The organism is Streptococcus sp. FSL K6-1323 (assembly GCF_038630745.1).
Taxonomy (GTDB): Bacteria; Bacillota; Bacilli; order Lactobacillales; family Streptococcaceae; genus Streptococcus; species Streptococcus salivarius_D.
The window spans coordinates 292,717-311,264 of record NZ_CP152039.1 but is presented as its reverse complement, the minus strand read 5'-3'; the positions used below and the strand labels follow the sequence as shown (position 1 = coordinate 311,264).

The following is an 18,548-nucleotide window of genomic DNA, read 5'->3' as shown; positions in this document are numbered from 1 at the left end:
AGGCTACTCCTTTCCTTTTTCTAGTTTTGCCAAAGCTCGACGTCTAATTTCATCCAACTTGGTCTGATCAGCCTGACTGGTTTGATTATCATAATCTGGATTACTCCAGCTCGGCACATTTGTTTTCTTCTTAGAATCAGCTTTTGCTTGCTGTGATTTCTTGTCATAACCACTACGCAAAGCTAAAAGCCCCTGTTCAGCAGTGACGATGTTCTTAAAGGCAAAATCGTTGGCAAGTTTAGAGATATACTCTCGATTCACATTCGTTGAACGTGTCCGTCCCAAACTATAGGCAACCATGAGGTTAATGACCTCATCCATAAAGCCTCTTTGTGCCAAATCCGTGAGAATCTGCTTCTCAGAATTAGTCACAGTCCCGCTTGGGCCTTTAGCACTTTGCAAGTAATCTATAGGCTTTTCGGACCTAACCGCTTTAAGAATCTTTTTCTCCGTCTCCGTCAAAGCAGAATCACCACCCAATGTTTGAGCTTGAGCCTGCTCTAATTGCACCTGCATACGCTTGACAATAATCTGGTGGTTCACGGCTGTCTTTTTCGCTAAGAGATAGGTATCATACCAGTTCATGCCATGAGTTTCAGACAATTTATAGATTTCTGGCACATCTGTCTTTTCATCTGTAAATACAAGACCATCAGCCTGCATACGATTCCTGAAACTGCTTAAATCAAATGAATTTTTGGGCTTGATTTCAGACACAGACTTTTGAGCCAAACGCTCATCGGTAAAGACATCCGAAAAACGTTTAGATAAATCTTGCAAGCCTTGTAGACCTGCAGGTTTCAAAGCATCTACTGCTGGTTCACTAATCTTTTGCTCGAGAAGTGAACTATAAACGGCATGTTTTAAAAACTGTTCAATTGATAAGGGAGACTTAAGCTCTATAACATAAAACCCTTGAGGGGACTGGTAAAGGGCCAAAAGATCTACTGCTGTCAGAACCGCCAGTGCTTCCTGAAGGGGCTGCATTCCAAAGTTAAGGTGGTTCAGAATAGCCGCAAACTTATGGCGGTGATTCCCATTGTCATAAAAAGCCACGAAATACTGGTAGAGAGCGTATCCCTCACCCCCAATAATGGGATAGTAGCAACGCATCAGACTTGCCTGATCGGGAACGATAACCTGATTGCCAACATAAACAAATTCTTCAATAGGTCTCATTTTTTAGACTCTTTTTTCGCACGTACAGTCTTGGTGATTTCTTGAAGCAACTCTTCAATCTCATCAACATCTTTGAAAGAACGGTAGACACTGGCAAAACGTACATAAGTAATTTCATCAAGGTCAGCGAGTTCTTTCATCACTAAATTCCCAATGACATCACTCTCAACCTCTCCATCATGGTTACGGCGAATGTTTTGCTCAATACGGGTGATGGCATTTTCGATATCCTCACTAGAAACCGGACGCTTCTGAGCACTCATCAAGATACCATTGAAAATCTTGTCGCGAGAGAATTGTTCACGAGTACCGTCTTTTTTGACAACCAAAAGTGGAACCTCTTCCACACGCTCAAATGTTGTAAAACGAGCATGACAAGAATCACACTCACGACGACGACGAATAGTATTCCCATCCTCTGCCTGACGGCTATCGATAACACTAGATTTATTATGTTGACATTTTGGACAACGCATGCACTTCACCACCAATCTTTGAAATTCGGTACTCTATTTTACCATAAAAACACATAAAAAGCACGCCCTAAACGAGGCGTGCTCATGACCAAGAATCACTCTAAGTCTCTTATAAATTGATTTAAAGCTCAAGTTGAGGTATCGTCGTTTCTCGATCTGCAAATGGAATGTAAAGGTCGAAACGTGTTCCAACACCAAGTTCAGAACTAACATCAATACGGCAGCGATAAGCTTCCACAATTTGATAAAGGATTGACAAACCAATACCAACACCAGATTGAGTTGTTGTACGGTTACGTGCCTTATCTGAACGATAGAAACGTTCAAAAATATGATTGATATCTTCTTTTGAAATCCCCTCACCGTTATCTTGCACTTGTACCAACATTTCATCTTCCAATGCTTTAATAGTAACCTGTATTTCCTTATTGACAGGCGAATACTTGACCGCATTATCAATCAAAATGGTGATCGCCTGTTCAAAGTGCTGACTATAAATCTGTGCTAGACGCTCTGAACTTTCGAAATCATTGAGATAAAATTGATAATCTTCATGCAAGACACGGAAGTTCCCAATAACCGTACGGATTGAAGAATTCAAATCACAAGTATCGTTTCTATGATTTTCAAATGATCCTTTGACACGGATAGAATCCAACATATCATTAATCATAATCGTCATACGGTTGGCCTCGTGACTTGCAGCCTCAAGACTTTCTTCAAGAATCTCAGGGTCATTTTTACCCCAACGTTGCAAGAGGTCCATATGCCCCTTGATAACCGCAATCGGCGTACGCAATTCATGACTGACGTCACTCAAGAAACGCATCTGCATCTGATTATTTTCTTGAATTTTATCCATCATGCGGTTAAAGTTAACCGCCAAATCACCAATTTCATCGTGACTTTCAATCTTAGAACGAAGTTCCAAATCACTTGGCGAATCGGTAATAACTCCCATCGTTTCGTGCAACTGTCTCATCGGACGAAGAATAGATGTCAAGACAACTACAGTTGCTGCGATAACTAGGACAGTCATCCCCACTTCTAGGAAAATCAACAAGAAAACCAAACGCTCTTTAAGAGCATAGTAGAATTCCAAATCATGGAAAATCTGGGCATAGCCAACGATGGTCTTTTTATCCTTACCGTAAATTGGAACTTGTAGTAAGAAACCACGCTTTCCTTTATAGGATACTGACTTCAGTTTGTTTACCTCGGACATACCGGGAGGCGAATCTGTATTCTCCTCAGAAGTAAAGATAAAGGTTCCTTTTTTGTCATACACAAAAACTGACTGATTTGAATATAATTTATTAGAAATTGCAACTTGACCATCCAAAGAGTGCTTTTCAGAAAGTACGCCATTAATAATTGATGCATAGATATTTTTAGGCGAATAAAGAGCCGCTAAGAGCGGTTCTGGACTTAATTCTTCATCCGAATCCCAATCCTTTTCGATGTAAGTAACAACTTTTGCGATTGTAGTGTTTACATTTTGACGTTCACGTTGCAAAAGAAGCGTATTAGCTGAAAAAATAACAACCAGAGTGAACAACGACAATACAAGAAAGAAGACCACAGCAGTTGTCATGGTCAACTTTTTTCTAATGGTTACTTTACCAAATAATTTATCTTGTAATTTACTCATTTTTCACGGATAACGTAACCCATTCCTCGTACTGTTTGAATATATGATTCCTTACCTGGAACGTCGATTTTTCCACGCAAATAACGAATATAAACATCTACCACGTTTGTTTCGATGGCGTCATCATATTTCCAAACTTGAAGCAAGAGTTCCTCACGGGTCATCACTTGGTTCATATTGCTCAAAAGTGTGTTCAACAAATCAAACTCACGTTTTGTCAATGGAATTGCTTCATCACCACGAACAACTGTACGGTTTTGAACATCCAATTTCAAATCACGATAAGTTGATGCTTTTGCTGGTGCATTCTTAGCAGATTCGATATCTTGGCGACGGAAGGTTGCACGGATACGTGCCAACAATTCTTCAATCGCAAATGGTTTTACAATATAGTCATCAGCACCGCGGTCCAAACCAGCAACAATGTCCATGATTGAATCGCGAGCTGTCATCATCATAATATAAGTATCTTTTTCTTGTTGGAGACGACGTGTTACTTCAAAACCGTCCATCTCAGGCAACATAAGGTCCAAGAGAATAAGATCGAAATCTTTCTCGAGTGCCATTTCAAGTCCTTCGCGTCCGTTGTCTGCTGTCACAACGTCGTATCCTTCGTGTTGAAGTTCAAGAGAGACAAAACGAGCAAGGTTTTTCTCATCTTCAACAATCAAAATGCGTTTGCTCATAATAAGTATTTACCACTTTCTTAAAATTTTTTGACTTCCATTTCCCTTAAAAAGTCTGTAGATTTACCCAATGAATAAATCCGAAAATTAACTTCTAATGATATAATAATACAGATTTTTAAAATTGTCAAACATTTTTAGTTTGTTTTTTTGAATTAATTTTCATCAAAGAGACCGTTCAATTGGGCAAAGGGATTACTTGCCTCTTTTTTCTCCTGTTGAAGAGCGGCAAAATCCTCTTCTGACAAGACTTCCCAGTCATTCCCAGAGAGCGAAATTTGTCCTGATTCTTCCTCAGGTGTTAGTACTCTCAAAGGAATATTAAGAAGAATATTATCTAGAATACTCTCATCAAGATTAATAGTATCCCCATCCAAGATAAGAACTAGATTTTCTTCGACTAATTCTTTTTGCAGAGCAGCATCTGCCTCTTGTATAAAGGTTTCTGAAACCGGATAGTTAAAACTAAGGGTCACAGGTTCAAGTGAACGGCTAGATGGCAAGGTAATATCATAGCTAAGTTGATAATCCAAAAGGTACAAACCATTGTCATAGGCTACATGCCCACTTGCTTGAATCTGTTCAAGATTTAAAACTTGATCATAGCGTTCTTTAATAGACTCCAACAAAGAAGGTGCTTCGTTAAAGGCGAGCCCTTCTGGAGACTTTCTAACTTCTGAAAGATAAATCATTTTTAATCCTCAAATTAAATTTCCCCATAGGGATCTATTTTCAATCCACAAGACCATAATCCCCCACATTCACTTTTCATTAGAGAGCATGATTATGATTTTAGACTTAATTAGTATTATATCAAATTTTTAAGAAAAAATAACACCTTTAATATTACATATTTCTTAAACTTAGAACTTTTTTCACAGCTAATGAGAAACTTATTCAGACCTAGTTTCCATCTGTCTTATAGCGTTAGATGAAAGCTCTTAATTATGGTAAAATAAGAGCATTGAAACTAGATAAAAGGAATATAAAATGACACCTGAAGATTTTTACAAGGCTTTGAAAGAACTAGGGTTCGATCTCAGCCAAAAACAAAAAGACCAATTCCAACGCTACTTTGAGCTCTTGGTAGAATGGAACGAAAAGATCAATCTTACTGCAATCACAGAAAGAGACGAGGTCTACCTCAAACATTTCTACGATTCCCTAGCTCCTGTTCTCCAAGGACATATTAAAAATCAGACTATTCGACTTCTCGATATCGGAGCTGGAGCTGGATTTCCAAGTCTCCCTATGAAAATCCTTTGTCCTGAACTTGATGTGACTATCATTGACTCTCTTAATAAACGCATCAATTTCCTTAATCTCTTGGCCGATGAACTTGAGCTCAGCGGTGTTCACTTCTATCATGGACGTGCAGAGGATTTTGGACAAGACAAGGGCTTCCGTGCTCAGTTTGATATTGTAACTGCCCGTGCTGTTGCACGCATGCAGGTTCTCTCAGAATTGACCATTCCTTTCTTAAAGGTGGGTGGACAACTTATTGCACTTAAAGCTGCAGCAGCTGACGAAGAGCTAGCCGATGCTAAAAATGCCTTGAACTTGCTTTTTGCCAAACCTATTCTCAATGAGAACTATAAATTGCCAAATGGGGATGGACGTAATATCACCATTGTCGATAAGAAAAAAGAAACCCCAAATAAGTACCCACGTCGTGCTGGGATGCCTAACAAGAAGCCGTTATAACATTTATCCAAGGATGCTTCTTGCTCCTTGGATTATTATTTATTCTTATGATAACTCGGAGGTTTTCATTGATAAATCGTCTTTCTGTCACGCAAAAGCTTGTGCTCAGCTTTGTCTTTGTCATTATAGTGGGGAGTATTTTACTTAGCCTTCCCATAAGCCACTATGCTAACAGTCCAGAAACAAGCTACCTAGACCATCTCTTCAATACTGTGTCAATGGTCTGTGTAACTGGACTTTCTGTTGTCCCGGTCAGTAAGGCATACAATGGTCTTGGTCAAATTCTCTCTATGCTTCTCATGCAGACGGGAGGACTTGGACTAGTCTCTCTTATAGCCTTTAGTACCTATACCCTTAAAAATAAATTAGGACTGAGCGATCAAGATCTCCTTCAATCCGCACTTAGTAGGGATAACCAAAAAGATTTGAAGGCTTATCTTTTTAAGGTCTATAAAATAACTTTTTCTATCGAAGCTTTAGCAGCACTCGTGATTATGACTGACTTTATTCCTCGTTTTGGACTTGGTCATGGCATTTTTAATAGTCTCTTTCTAGCTGTCTCTGCTTTTTGTAATGCTGGATTTGATAACTTAGGTTCTAACAGTTTACAGGATTATGCAACCAATCCAACCATTAACCTTGCTGTAGCTTTTCTCATCATGTCTGGAAGCTTGGGATTTGCAGTTTGGATTGATTTGATTCAACTAATAAGGCGTTATATTAAAGATCGTCCAAGGAATTGGAAATTAGCTTGGAGACCTTTCAGTAATCAAAGCCGTCTTGTGCTTATAAGTACAGGTTGTCTCCTATTAGGAGGAACACTACTTGCTTGGTTACTGGAAATGGATAACTCTAAGACAATCGGTACTCTCACTGTCTGGCAACAACTTCTGGTAAGTTTCTTTCAGACTGTAACCATGCGTACCGCTGGCTTTGCAACTATTTCCTATACCAATGCCGATTTCTCCACAAATCTTCTTTTTATGATTCAAATGATTATTGGGGGTGGTCCTGGAGGAACTGCGGGTGGTATCAAGGTGACAACTGCCTCTATCATGTTCCTACTTTTTAAGTCAGAGCTATCTGGTAACTCGAGCGTGGTTTTTCGAAACCGTATTATATCTAACAAAACCATTTTGCAAGCATTCACAGTTATACTCTTTTTCCTAACGATGCTCTTTGTCGGCTATGTTATTTTGCTGGAAACTAATCCTACACTCTCTCCACTAGGCCTACTTTTTGAGAGTGTGTCAGCCATTGCTACCGTTGGTGTTTCAATGGATTTGACCCCTAATCTAAATACCCTAGGACGCCTCGTTATCATGGCTCTGATGTTCATTGGCCGTGTCGGACCTATCACTGTTCTCTTGAGCTTGATGACCAAAAAAGAAAAACATATCTCTTATGCCCCAACTGACATTTCAGTCGGCTAAACTATTTTATTAATTGACAATATTCTGAAAGGATTGTATATGAAAACACAAATTATTGGGGTCCTCGGTCTGGGAATCTTTGGACAAACTATTGCAACCGAACTCTCTTCTTTTGGACAAGATGTTATTGCCTTAGATAATAATGCTACAACAATTGATTCCCTTGCTGATCAGGTGACCAAGGCTGCTGTTGGCGACATTACTGACATTGAATTTCTACGTTCTGCTGGTATCGATACTTGCGACTCAGTCATTATTGCAACTGGAGAACACCTAGAATCATCTGCGCTAGCGCTCTTGCAGTGCAAAAAACTTGGTATTAAGAATATTATTGCCAAAGCTACGAATAACAATTATGAGGAAGTCCTTTACGGAATGGGTGCTAACTGGGTCATCACTCCTGAACGTAGCACAGCAAAAGAATTGGCTTCAAATATCCTCCGCTATAACATATCAAATGTTTTTCATTTAGAGGATGACGTAGCTTTAATTGAACTTAAAATTCCTAGTGAATGGGCTGGAAAGTCCTTGCATACTTTAAATCTAAGACAAAATTATAACGTCAATGTTATTGGTTTTAGAGATGAGAAAAGTGGCAAGTTAAACACTCACTTTGACCCAAGTAAGAAACTACCTGATGAAGGAATCATCCTAGTTGTCGCTGACAATCGAACACTAGAAAAATTTGATTATTTAGGATATTTGAAATAACAAAAACGTTCCAATCTCGTTCATATGGACAAGACTGGAACGTTTTTAGTTGTGCTTAATAGCATACTTTTACTAAAAACCAAGAATATCATCCCCACGGATTGTAAAAACGACCATGATTGAGGAAGATTAATCCTATACTAATTCCCAATAAAAGAATAGCTGACACGATGACAAGGTAATCTTGTTTCATCAAAGATTTATGCACATACCAGGTACGTTTTTTATAGCGACCAAATCGACGTAGCTCCATAGCTGTCGATATGGTATCAATTCGTTCGAGAGATGAAAAAATTAGAGGAAGAACAATTTGGAGATTCCCACGAATACGTTTGACCAGTCCCGCCTTTTGCGACAAATCCAAACCACGAGCCTCCTGAGCCTTACGAATCGTAAAGAATTCTTCTTGGACATCTGGAATATAACGCAAGGTTAAACTAACGGAATAGGCAAATTTATAAGGAATTCCAATCTGATTAAGACTAGCCGCAAACTGACTTGGATGGGTAGTCATGAGAAATAGGATGGCAAGAGGAACCGTTGAAAAATATTTAAGCAATAGATTTGCAAGGTAAAAAAGCTCCTGACTGGTCAGATAGAAACGTCCCCAGCCTTCAATAAGAACTGTCTTTGCCCCGTAAATTTCTTCACCATAACCAGGTGCGAAAAGGTAGACCATAAGTAAATTAAAGAGAGCAATGGATCCAATAATCTTAACAACAAAAGAAATATCTCGCCAACGAATCTTAGCCAAATAAAAGAGATAAATGGAAAGTAAGCCTACTGCTAGGATAAAGCGGGGGTCATAGGTTGCCATACAGGCAACTGAAACCAAGATAAAGAAAAGCATCTTACTTGCCCCAGACAAATCATAGAGGAAACCTTGACCTGACTGATAACCAATTAAACGATTAGACATTAGGGCCTCCTTTTTCGATATAATACTGGGTTACTTCTACTGGATCACTTGACAATTTCTGACCCAAAGTATAAAGAGATGTCTGCTTGAGATTGGCTGACTCTAGTAAACCCTTCTGATTAAGAATTGTAACAGGGTTGCCGTCTGCAATGACTTTACCCTCAACCACAACGAGACAACGATCGCTATATTCCAACATGAGCTGCATGTCATGAGTAATCATCACAATCGTATGACCTTGCTTCTGAAGACTGTCCAAGAAAGTCATGATATCTGTGTAAGTCTTGTAATCTTGACCAGCTGTTGGCTCATCCAAGATAATGATTTCAGGTTTCAAAACCAAGATAGATGCAATGGTCACGCGCTTTTTCTGACCAAAGGAAAGCGCAGAAATGGGCCATTTACGAAAACTATAGAGACCACAAGTCTTCAAGACCTCATGAACACGCTCTTCAACCTCAGCCTCTTCAATACCTCGCAAACGCAAACCAAGAGCGACCTCATCAAAAATCATAGTTTGGCTAATCATCTGATTTGGGTTTTGCAAAACAAAGCCTATACGTTCTGAACGCTCGGCGATGCTATCCTGACTAATATCCTGACCCTCGTAAGTTAATTTCCCTTGACTAGGGACAAAACCGCATAGAGCCTTGGCAAGCGTCGACTTCCCAGCCCCATTTTTACCGACAATCGCTAGTCGCTCACCTTTTTTCAAGCTAAAGGACAGATCCTCTATAATTGCTGGATTATCTCCATAGGAAACACTAAGCCCCTCAACTTTCAAAATAGAATCACTCGAACTGTCTCTTTTATCCTTCAAAACTCTGTCTGGCAGAGCAAGGTCAGATAAGTCTAAAGCATCCAATTGACTAAGATTTTGTGCACTCCTTGTGTCAAATCCCAACTGACGTAAAACCGTCACATATAGAGGTTCGCGAATCCCATTTTCTAGCAAGAGTTTGCTCGATAAAAGCTCATCTGGGCTACCATTAAAGAGGAGCTCTCCTTCATTGACCAGTAAAATGCGGTCAACGGGACGATAAAGAACATCTTCTAGGCGATGTTCAATAATAATCGTCGTAGCTCCCACCTCCTTGTGGATCTTATCAATGAGATCAATGGTTTCCTGTCCTGATTTAGGATCTAAATTTGCCAGAGGCTCATCAAATAAAAGAATAGGACTCTCATCAATCAAGACACCAGCCAAACTGACTCGTTGCTTTTGGCCACCTGATAAATCTTGAGGGCGGTGATTCAAAAGGGAGGTCAAGTCTAGACGCTCAGCCCAAAGGGCTACCTTATCTTTCATCTCACTTTGATCAGCACAATCATTCTCCAAGGCAAAAGCCAAATCCTCGGCTACTGTTAGGCCAATAAACTGACCATCTGGATCCTGCAATACCGTCGATACCAACTGTGACTTATCATAGATAGATTGCTTGAAAATATCCTGACCATCTATCCTTACCTGGCCTTGTGCCTGTCCTTTATGAATATTAGGTATGATACCATTGAGACACTGAGCTAGAGTCGACTTTCCACTACCAGAAGGACCTAAGATGAGGACTTTCTCGCCCTTGGCAATATCAAAGCTGATATCTTTAAGCGTCGCTTCTGCTTGTGCATCATATTGAAATGTAAACTGATTAAAACTAATGTATTTATCCATGTTTCTACTAAAAAAGAGAGGAGGTATCAAAACAAACTGACAGTCCCACTCTCCTATGATTTATGCTAGTCCTTTGTAAGACTACCAGATTGTGTACGTGAGCTAGCATAGATTGCAAGAAGGAGGGTTCCTCCAATTGCAATTGTAATAAAGTTAGCTACGCCAGCTACAAAACTTTGTGCATAAAGGTATGACCAGGCTTGTGCAAATTGAAGTCTATCACCAATAGGGGTAACGATACCATAGGCAATAAGAAGGGCCAATGCTTGTGCTAGGTTAAACCAAATCATACTCATCAAAGAAAACTTGCCAGTTGTCACATCATATTTTTTGTTGAATAGACCAATTACAAGTCCTGTAATAGCACTTGCAAGTACCCAAGCCCATGAGATATTTCCGTATTGGATGCCATCTTTAAGTGCATGCCCAATAAAGCCCATAAAGAAACCTGTGATAGGCCCAAAAATCACTGAGAATAGGGCTTGAACAGCATACTGGAGTTGGATGCTAGTATTCCCAAAAATAGGGATATTAACAAACATACCAATGATAATAAAGAGTGCTGCACCAATACCTGTCGCAACTACTGTACGAATTGAATTATTTTTCATAATCTTACTTTAATCTCCTAAACGTTTAATTTCAATGTGCCAGTTAGACCCTACACCAACATTATAGGCCTTGGCAAAAGACCCTTGGTTAATGGCTAAGCCAACACGATAGAGGGAATTGATATAAATAATTGGCTGACCGATACGAACATCCGCAAAAGATTTCCCATAGGTAACTTGGTTTTGGTAGACCAACATATCATTGTTAAAGATGGTTACTTCGAATCGATCACCAAAGTTTGGTTCCAAGGCGTAAAAGTCATCACGTGTGATAGAGGTCCACAGAGAGCCGAAACGGACATCCAAAATGTCAATCGCCCCACGAACCAAATTATCCTCTATGATGGTTTCAACCACTGGAAGTTCTAGAATTTTATCCACAGGTAACTCAGGACCAACTTCTTCAAAACTGATATGACCAGAAGCTAATTTGGCACCTGTATAGGCATAAACATCACGACCATGGAAGGTATAGGAAAGCTCTGTATTACTACGACGATTCTCAACCTCGGAAATCTCACGAACAGCCTCGATACCAACAACCTTCTTGATATAAGAAAGTGTCCCGTTATCTGGTGTGACGATATATTGCCCCGTCTTTGTTAAGGCAACCACACTTTTACGTGAGGAACCTACACCCGGATCAACTACCGAAACAAAGGTTGTCCCCTCAGGCCAGTATTCAACGGTCTGAAACAGACGATAGGAAGCCTCAAAAGTGTTATAGGGAGTAATATCATGTGTCAGGTGATGAACTCCCAAACTAGGTTCTTCCTGAAGGGCCACACCAATCATGGCCGAAACAGCACCGTCAACCAAACCAAAGTCTGATTGAAGCACCAATAAATTATTAGTCATAAATGTTTTACCTTTTCTCTTTGAACGGTTTATTTTACCATATTTTAAGGGCTTTTTAAAGATGATAGATTCTTGAGCTAGCTATAGTCTTTGACTATGTTTTCTCTAAAATCAAAAAGCCAGCCAAATAGGCCGACCTTATACAATTAGCTATGCTTTCTTCCAACGGCTCTTTTCTGCTACTGCTGTAAAGAGAACATCTGTTGAAGAGTTAAGGGCTGTTTCACAAGAGTCTTGGATGACACCTACGATAAAGCCGACACCGACAACTTGCATGGCCAAATCATTTGAGATACCAAAGAGGCTACATGCTACTGGCACTAATAGGAGGGAGCCTCCAGCAATACCTGAGGCACCACAAGCAGAAATAGCTGAAACCACACTAAGAATGAGTGCTGTCGCAAAGTCGACCTGAATCCCCAAAGTCGTTACTGCAGCAAGCGTTAAGACATTGATTGTCACGGCTGCTCCAGCCATATTAATAGTTGACCCCAAAGGGATAGAAACCGAATAGGTATCAGGATTCAAACCAAGATCCTTACAAAGTTGAAGGTTAACTGGAATATTGGCTGCTGATGAGCGAGTAAAGAAGGCTGTAATCCCAGAGTCTTTCAAACAACGGAAAACCAGTGGGAAAGGATTTTTGCCCATCATCACAAAAGCAATGATTGGATTAACAACCAAGGCAACAAAGGCCATTGTTCCCACTAAAACAAGGATTAGGACACCATAATCTGCCAAAACACCAACACCATTCTCAGAAATAGTATTAAAGACAAGACCAAGGATACCAAATGGGGCCAAGTTGATAATCCAACGAACGATTTGTGAAGTCACTTCTGCCAAGGTATTAAGCAAATCCTTCGTGTGATTGCTAGCTGTTCGCATGGCAAAACCAAAGACAACTGCCCATACCAAAACCCCAATATAATTGGCTTGAGCCAAGGCATTGACAGGGTTATCTACCATCTTAAGCAATAAATCTTTAAAGACTTCTCCCACACCTTGAGGTGCTGTCGCTTTAGTCGCTGCAGCTGCTCCCAACTTCAGAGAAATTGGAAAAATATAGTGAGAAATAACAGCCGTCAAAGCAGCCGCAAAGGTCCCAAAGAGATAAAGAACAATAACTGTTTTCATATTACTTTGTTGACCTTCTCGCGTTTGGGAAAGGGCGTTGGCAACCAAGGCAAAGACCAAAAGTGGAGCAATTGCCTTCAAGCCACCAACAAACATGTCTCCTAAGAGACCAATAACCGTAAACTTAGGAACAAGCAAACCAAGTACAGCACCAATTACCACACCAATGGCAATACGCTTGATTAGACTGGTCCTATTCCAAGTTGAAATAAAACGTTTCATAACTCATTAACTCCTTTTTTATGGTTAGCCAACCATAAAGCATTCGATAGCTTCCATACTATGATAAATATCTGAAATCGTCAAGGCATGAGAAAAGCCTGTGGCAAACAGGCTCTCAAATCCTATTTATGACTCAATTTACGGGTCAAGAAATCACCCAAGAATTGGATAAGGAAAATCAAAATCAAAATCAAGAAAGTTGCCAAAATGGTAACTGATGTACTAGAACGGTTATATCCATAGTAGATGGCGATGTAACCAAGACCACCTGCACCGATAGCACCGGCCATTGCAGTTTCACCGACTAGGGAAATCAGAGTTACGGTTGATACACGGACCAACTCAGGTAGACCTTCACCAAGGTAAACCTTAATCGTATCCCAAAGTGTCGCACCACTAGCTTGTGCTGCTTCAATAACGCCACGGTCAAGATCTGCAAGTACCACCTGTACCTGACGAGCAAAAAATGGGAAGGTTGCAGCTGACAATGGAACCAAGGCAGCTGTCATACCAAGGTTAGTCCCTACGATAAAGTAAGTGAAGCCTTTCAAAATCGCCAAGAGGATGATGAAAGGAATGGCACGGAAGATTGAAGTGATTTTATCCAAGATTTGGAAAACAAATTTATTTTCAATAACTCCACGAGGACCTGTCAATACCAAGAAGAGCCCCATAACAAGACCAAGAAGTCCCCCAATGATGAAGGAAATAACCGTCATGTAGAGAGTCGCATAGATGGCGTCTGGCCAAGAGTTAACCCCCTGCATACCGATACGATAAATATCTGGAAAGTTTTGTTGAATCCAATCTGCCATTATTGGGCTCCTTTCTTAAGTACTTGCAAGCTGACACCTGCATTTTCAATCGCTTTTTGAGCAGCAAGAACCTTATCTGCCTCACCATCCAATACAACGACCAATTCACCAACAGGTGTATCACCTAGAATCTCAAGGTTACCGTAAAGGATGTTACTTGAAACTCCGTAATCTTTGAAAATTTCAGTCAAGAGTGGCTCATCTGTTGAAGAACCAGCATATTTAAGTTGAACAAGAAGGGCTGAGCCTGGTAAGTTTTTCACTACGGGTTGTGCATTAATCTTAGCCAAGGCATCTTCAATCCCTGCAGCAGTTTCAATAAATTCTTGTGTCAAATCTTCTTGTGGATTTGAGAAGATATCAAGAACACTGCCCTCTTCCAAAAGTTGACCATTTTGCATAACAGCCACACGGTTACAAATGTCTTTAACAATTTGCATTTCGTGGGTGATCATAACTACTGTCAAACCAAGCTTTTTATTCAAATCCTGCAAAAGTGAAAGAATCTGCTTAGTTGTTTTTGGGTCAAGAGCTGAGGTAGACTCATCTGAAATCAAGATTTCAGGATCATTAGCCAAGGCACGGGCAATCGCTACACGTTGTTTTTGACCACCTGACAACTGTGCAGGATAGTTTTCGGCACGATCAGCCAAATCAACCAATTCCAAAAGACCACGAATTTTTTTGTCTTTCTCTTCATTGCTTAGTTTAGAATGACGAAGAGCAAAAGCTACATTTTCATAAGCCGTCTTTTGAGCCATAAGGTTAAAGTGTTGGAAAATCATCCCAATCGTTTGACGTTTCTGGCGCAATTCTTTTGTCGTCAATTGGACCTGACCGTCCTGAAAAGTCACATCTTTACCGATAGTGATTTTACCAGCTGTAGGCACTTGCAAAAGATTGATAGCACGCACAAGGGTAGATTTACCAGCCCCTGAATAACCAACAATTCCGTAAATATCACCTTTCTCAATCTGGATAGACACATCCTTAACCGCTTGAATAGTGCGGCGTTTCTGCGTAAAGGTGATATCAATATTTTTCAAATCAATAATGACATTACTCATAACTTGCAATTAACTCCTTAATTAGTTCAATGTGGGTGTAGTAATCTGCTAGACTAACATTTTCATCCCCACCATGGTCACGACTGTTAGCATTCCCTATACCAAAGGCTGCCATAGGAACACCCAAAGCCTGATAAATCATATGCATAGGCCCCGTACCTGCTGCTGTTGGAAGGACCGCGACACCTTCTTCATAAAAGCCTTTTGCTAACTCAATAACATTGACAATAGCTGGATCAGACATATCACTTCGATAACTTTCTTCACCAAGAGTGAAGGTTACCTTGATACGGTCAAATCCTTCTTTTTTGAGGTGAGCCTTAATACACTCCAAAACGTACTCAGGTGTCAAGCCAGGGACCAAACGCATCTCCATCTTAGCTCTGGCTTGAGCTGGTAAGATGGTCTTAACCCCTTGCCCCTGATAACCTGTTGAAATTCCCTCAATAGAAAGAGCAGGCTCAAAATAGTAAGTTTTTAAGAACGCTCGGCGGTCACTTTCTAAAATGGGTAGTTTTAAGCCGTAAATCCTACGAAGACTGTCTGCATTTTCAATGGCATAAGTTTCGATAAGATTCATCTCTCGTTCGTTTGGTTGGACAATCTTTTCATAGATGCCGTCGATAAGGATACGTCCCTGATCATCTCTCATGCTTGAGATAGCATTGAGCAAGTACCATGACGCCGATTCAATCACTGCACCAAATTTAGAGTGGATATCAACATCAGCACTCTCGACAGACAAGTCAAAGGTAATAATCCCCTTGTTCCCACCTGTGATTTCCAATTGACCTTTACTATTTCGGTTCCCTTGCTCCCAAACCAATAGGTCTGCTGGAAGAAGATCATCTCGGTATTTTTCTAAATATTTTTCAAGGTCTGTTGATGCAGATTCTTCAGCACCTTCCATCATAAACGTAATATTTACAGGAAGATCTCCGACCTCACGAATATACTTACGAAGGGCTGTCAGACGAGCTGTAATATGCCCCTTATCATCATCGACACCACGACCATACATATATCCCTTTCGAACAGTCAGACGGAAAGGTTCATCGGTCCATGGCTGATCATTGTCCGCAGGAACAGTATCATAGTGTTGATAGAAAATAATTGTTTTCGCATCTGGATTTGGACTCTTGAATTTCGCCAAGACAAAAGGTGCCGTATGGGTCTCGTCAATTGTCACCTCTGCGCCAACACCAGAGAAAATCTCACCAAGGTAAGCAGCTACATCATAGAGACCAATATTTTGAGCAAAAATAGATTTTTTAGAAATCAAAGTCCGCAAAACTTCAAAATAGTGCTGAGCAATTTCATCGTTACGAAATTTTCGTAACTGCTCTTCTTCACTTGAAAATGCCATCAAATCGTCTCCTTCATACACGACAAAACGGCGTGCTCTCACACGCCCTCTGTCCTTAGCTTATTTCTTTGAATTAGCTTTCAATTGATCTTGTGTTGGGGCACCTTTCCATGCTGGAAGGTCAACCTTGTTAGATGCATCATAGATGATTTGCGCTACTTCATCATTTTGGTAGGCTTTAATCAAAGTCTTGATAGCATCAGCTTTATTTGATTTTTCCCAATCTTTATTAGCTGCAATGATATTGACCCAATCTTTCAAATCTTGGCTTGGATCTTCTTGGAAGAGGGTTGTGTCATAGTCAACATTTTGTTGTTGTGCGTATGAGTTGTTAACAACTGCTGCATCTACAGATGAAAGAGTTTGGGCAGCTTGTTCAGCTGCGATTTCTTTGATATCCAGTTTCTTTGGATTTTCAGAAATGTTCTTGATAGTTGCCAATTCACCATCTTTAACATCCAACTTAATCAAACCAGCTGTTTGAAGGAGTGTCAACGCACGGCTTTCGTTTGTACCATCGTTAGGTACTGAGATAGTAGCTCCATCTGGAAGCTCTTTAACATCTTTATACTTAGCTTTTCCGTTTTCAGTACCTGAGAAAAGGTGGATTGGGCTAAGAAGTGTGTCAGCTGCCGCAACAACATCACCCTTATTTTCTTTGTTCCAGTTGTTCAAGAAATAAATGTGTTGAAAAGCATTAACATCGATTTCGCCGTTTTTAAGGGCTTCATTTGGTTGGTTGTAGTCTGTGAACTCTTTCAACTCGATAGTAACACCCTTGTCTTTAGCCAATTCTTTGACTTTATCCCACAACGGCTCAGTAGTGTCATCCAAAGTCATGACACCAACTGTCAAAGTTTTATCATCCTTAGCTGATTTGTTACCGCCAGCACCACAAGCAGCCAAAGCTACTGTTGAAGCGACTGCCAATCCTGTAATTCCAAGAATTTTTTTAAGTTTCATAACGAACTCCCTTTAATTGTTTTAAGTGTAAAATTATTATCCCATAGGATAAGAATTGTAGCAAATTGTTTATAATTGTATATATCTATAGTTTTTAACTATAACATGTCCTAGATTTTAATTATATGAAAAAGCTGAGAATTATTCCCAGCTCCTTTCTTATTTTTTGCTTGGAACTTTCAAAGCGTCTTTAGTTGGAATATAATCTTTGTTTCCAAGGAATTTTTCAGCCAACTTAGCCAAAGTACCATCTTTTTGGAGTTCTTCCAAACGTTTGTTTACAAATTTTTGAAGATCTTTTTGGTTATCTGCGAACAAGAAGTAGATATATGGTTGTTGATCAGATTTAAGTTCAATCGTCTTCAAGTTGCTCAACTTATTATTTTTGATAATTGCATTAACAGTTGGTGCATCAAAAATCTTGAAGTCGTACTTACCTTCATTCAAACTTGTCAACATTTGTGTAATATTTTCATTTGTGTAGTTAAGTTCAACTGGCTTGTCTGAATGTTTATCATTAAACTCTGTCAATTGAGTAGCTGTCGATGTTCCTTGAACAACCTGCGTTGAGTGTCCAGCAATATCATCATATTTCTTAATATTACTATCTTTTGGAACAGTCAAAACAGCTGGTGTGGTACCAATTGGATATGAGAAGAGATATTTTTGGTCACGTTCTTCTGAATAAGAGATATTGTTCCCAGCCATTTGGTATTTAGCTGAGTCAAGACCTGTGAAGACTGAAGACCATTCTGTTTTTTGGAATTTCACTTCATATTTGTCAGAGTCTTTAAAGACTGCTTTAGCCACTTCCACATCGTAACCAGTCAATTCACCGTTTTCTTCATATGAGAACGGTGCTGTTGTCCCAACAGTGGCAAAGTTAATTGTTTCTTTAGCACCTGAAGATTTAGATGCTTCTTTTGATGATTTAGATGAACATGCAGCAAGCAAAGCTACTGAAGCAATGGCTACACCCGTAATTCCAAGAATTTTTTTAAGTTTCATAATACTCTCCTTTGAGATTGATTGTTATTATTGTAACAGAATTCACTAAGCTTAACTAATACTTAAACATAAT

Annotated in this window: 18 protein-coding genes; 3 read left to right on the top strand and 15 right to left on the bottom strand. The window is 39.8% G+C overall.

What is annotated here, in order from left to right:
* Positions 1 to 3: 3 nt before the first annotated feature.
* From NST80_RS01675 to NST80_RS01655, 5 genes are all read right to left on the bottom strand, one after another.
* A complete protein-coding gene (locus NST80_RS01675; RefSeq protein WP_118172061.1) occupies positions 4 to 1,179 on the bottom strand; it encodes a DnaD domain protein in 1,176 nt (391 codons plus the stop codon).
* On the bottom strand, positions 1,176 to 1,655 hold the full coding sequence (nrdR, locus tag NST80_RS01670; protein WP_002886592.1) for a transcriptional regulator NrdR: 480 nt from the start codon (positions 1,653 to 1,655) through the stop codon (positions 1,176 to 1,178). Before nrdR ends, NST80_RS01675 begins: the two co-directional genes overlap by 4 nt.
* Before the next feature lie 121 nt (positions 1,656 to 1,776).
* Positions 1,777 to 3,306 (bottom strand): HAMP domain-containing histidine kinase, encoded by a 1,530-nt coding sequence (locus NST80_RS01665; protein ID WP_013990062.1) that lies wholly within the window; start codon positions 3,304 to 3,306, stop codon positions 1,777 to 1,779.
* Positions 3,303 to 3,992: a response regulator transcription factor gene (locus NST80_RS01660; RefSeq protein WP_002886589.1), complete on the bottom strand. Its 690-nt coding sequence runs from the start codon at positions 3,990 to 3,992 to the stop codon at positions 3,303 to 3,305. Before NST80_RS01660 ends, NST80_RS01665 begins: the two co-directional genes overlap by 4 nt.
* Before the next feature lie 155 nt (positions 3,993 to 4,147).
* Positions 4,148 to 4,684: a YceD family protein gene (locus tag NST80_RS01655; RefSeq protein WP_070579518.1), complete on the bottom strand. Its 537-nt coding sequence runs from the start codon at positions 4,682 to 4,684 to the stop codon at positions 4,148 to 4,150.
* 298 nt (positions 4,685 to 4,982) lie between these two features.
* Here NST80_RS01655 and rsmG point away from each other — a divergent pair, with 298 nt between their 5' ends.
* From rsmG to NST80_RS01640, 3 genes are all read left to right on the top strand, one after another.
* Complete coding sequence (gene rsmG, locus NST80_RS01650; protein ID WP_049529060.1) at positions 4,983 to 5,696, top strand: 16S rRNA (guanine(527)-N(7))-methyltransferase RsmG; 714 nt, start codon at positions 4,983 to 4,985, stop codon at positions 5,694 to 5,696.
* Positions 5,697 to 5,764: 68 nt separating this feature from the next.
* Positions 5,765 to 7,129 carry a potassium transporter TrkG gene (locus NST80_RS01645; RefSeq protein ID WP_118172060.1) on the top strand — a complete coding sequence of 455 codons (1,365 nt, stop codon included), beginning with the start codon at positions 5,765 to 5,767 and terminating at the stop codon, positions 7,127 to 7,129.
* Positions 7,130 to 7,168: 39 nt separating this feature from the next.
* Positions 7,169 to 7,840 (top strand): TrkA family potassium uptake protein, encoded by a 672-nt coding sequence (locus NST80_RS01640; RefSeq protein WP_014633599.1) that lies wholly within the window; start codon positions 7,169 to 7,171, stop codon positions 7,838 to 7,840.
* An 88-nt stretch (positions 7,841 to 7,928) separates the two neighbouring features.
* Here NST80_RS01640 and NST80_RS01635 read toward each other — a convergent pair whose 3' ends face one another.
* From NST80_RS01635 to NST80_RS01590, 10 genes are all read right to left on the bottom strand, one after another.
* Positions 7,929 to 8,759 carry an energy-coupling factor transporter transmembrane component T gene (locus NST80_RS01635; protein WP_002886584.1) on the bottom strand — a complete coding sequence of 277 codons (831 nt, stop codon included), beginning with the start codon at positions 8,757 to 8,759 and terminating at the stop codon, positions 7,929 to 7,931.
* The gene (locus NST80_RS01630) at positions 8,752 to 10,428 is read right to left on the bottom strand and encodes a DUF3744 domain-containing protein (RefSeq protein ID WP_118172059.1); all 1,677 of its coding nucleotides are present in this window, start codon (positions 10,426 to 10,428) and stop codon (positions 8,752 to 8,754) included. Before NST80_RS01630 ends, NST80_RS01635 begins: the two co-directional genes overlap by 8 nt.
* A gap of 65 nt (positions 10,429 to 10,493) precedes the next feature.
* Complete coding sequence (locus NST80_RS01625; protein WP_002883774.1) at positions 10,494 to 11,039, bottom strand: ECF-type riboflavin transporter substrate-binding protein; 546 nt, start codon at positions 11,037 to 11,039, stop codon at positions 10,494 to 10,496.
* Between the two features lie 9 nt (positions 11,040 to 11,048).
* Positions 11,049 to 11,897, bottom strand: coding sequence for an SAM-dependent chlorinase/fluorinase (locus NST80_RS01620; protein ID WP_002883782.1), 849 nt, complete (start codon positions 11,895 to 11,897; stop codon positions 11,049 to 11,051).
* Positions 11,898 to 12,047: 150 nt separating this feature from the next.
* Complete coding sequence (sstT, locus tag NST80_RS01615) at positions 12,048 to 13,256, bottom strand: serine/threonine transporter SstT (RefSeq protein ID WP_118172058.1); 1,209 nt, start codon at positions 13,254 to 13,256, stop codon at positions 12,048 to 12,050.
* 122 nt (positions 13,257 to 13,378) lie between these two features.
* Positions 13,379 to 14,071 carry a methionine ABC transporter permease gene (locus NST80_RS01610; protein WP_002883771.1) on the bottom strand — a complete coding sequence of 231 codons (693 nt, stop codon included), beginning with the start codon at positions 14,069 to 14,071 and terminating at the stop codon, positions 13,379 to 13,381.
* Positions 14,071 to 15,138: a methionine ABC transporter ATP-binding protein gene (locus tag NST80_RS01605; RefSeq protein ID WP_073949306.1), complete on the bottom strand. Its 1,068-nt coding sequence runs from the start codon at positions 15,136 to 15,138 to the stop codon at positions 14,071 to 14,073. Before NST80_RS01605 ends, NST80_RS01610 begins: the two co-directional genes overlap by 1 nt.
* Entirely contained in the window at positions 15,131 to 16,504 is a 1,374-nt protein-coding gene (locus NST80_RS01600) for a M20/M25/M40 family metallo-hydrolase (RefSeq protein WP_037597417.1), read from the bottom strand. Before NST80_RS01600 ends, NST80_RS01605 begins: the two co-directional genes overlap by 8 nt.
* 60 nt (positions 16,505 to 16,564) lie before the next feature.
* On the bottom strand, positions 16,565 to 17,467 hold the full coding sequence (locus tag NST80_RS01595) for a MetQ/NlpA family ABC transporter substrate-binding protein (protein ID WP_013990049.1): 903 nt from the start codon (positions 17,465 to 17,467) through the stop codon (positions 16,565 to 16,567).
* 159 nt (positions 17,468 to 17,626) lie between these two features.
* On the bottom strand, positions 17,627 to 18,475 hold the full coding sequence (locus tag NST80_RS01590) for an amino acid ABC transporter substrate-binding protein (RefSeq protein ID WP_014633606.1): 849 nt from the start codon (positions 18,473 to 18,475) through the stop codon (positions 17,627 to 17,629).
* Between the last annotated feature and the right edge of the window lie 73 nt (positions 18,476 to 18,548).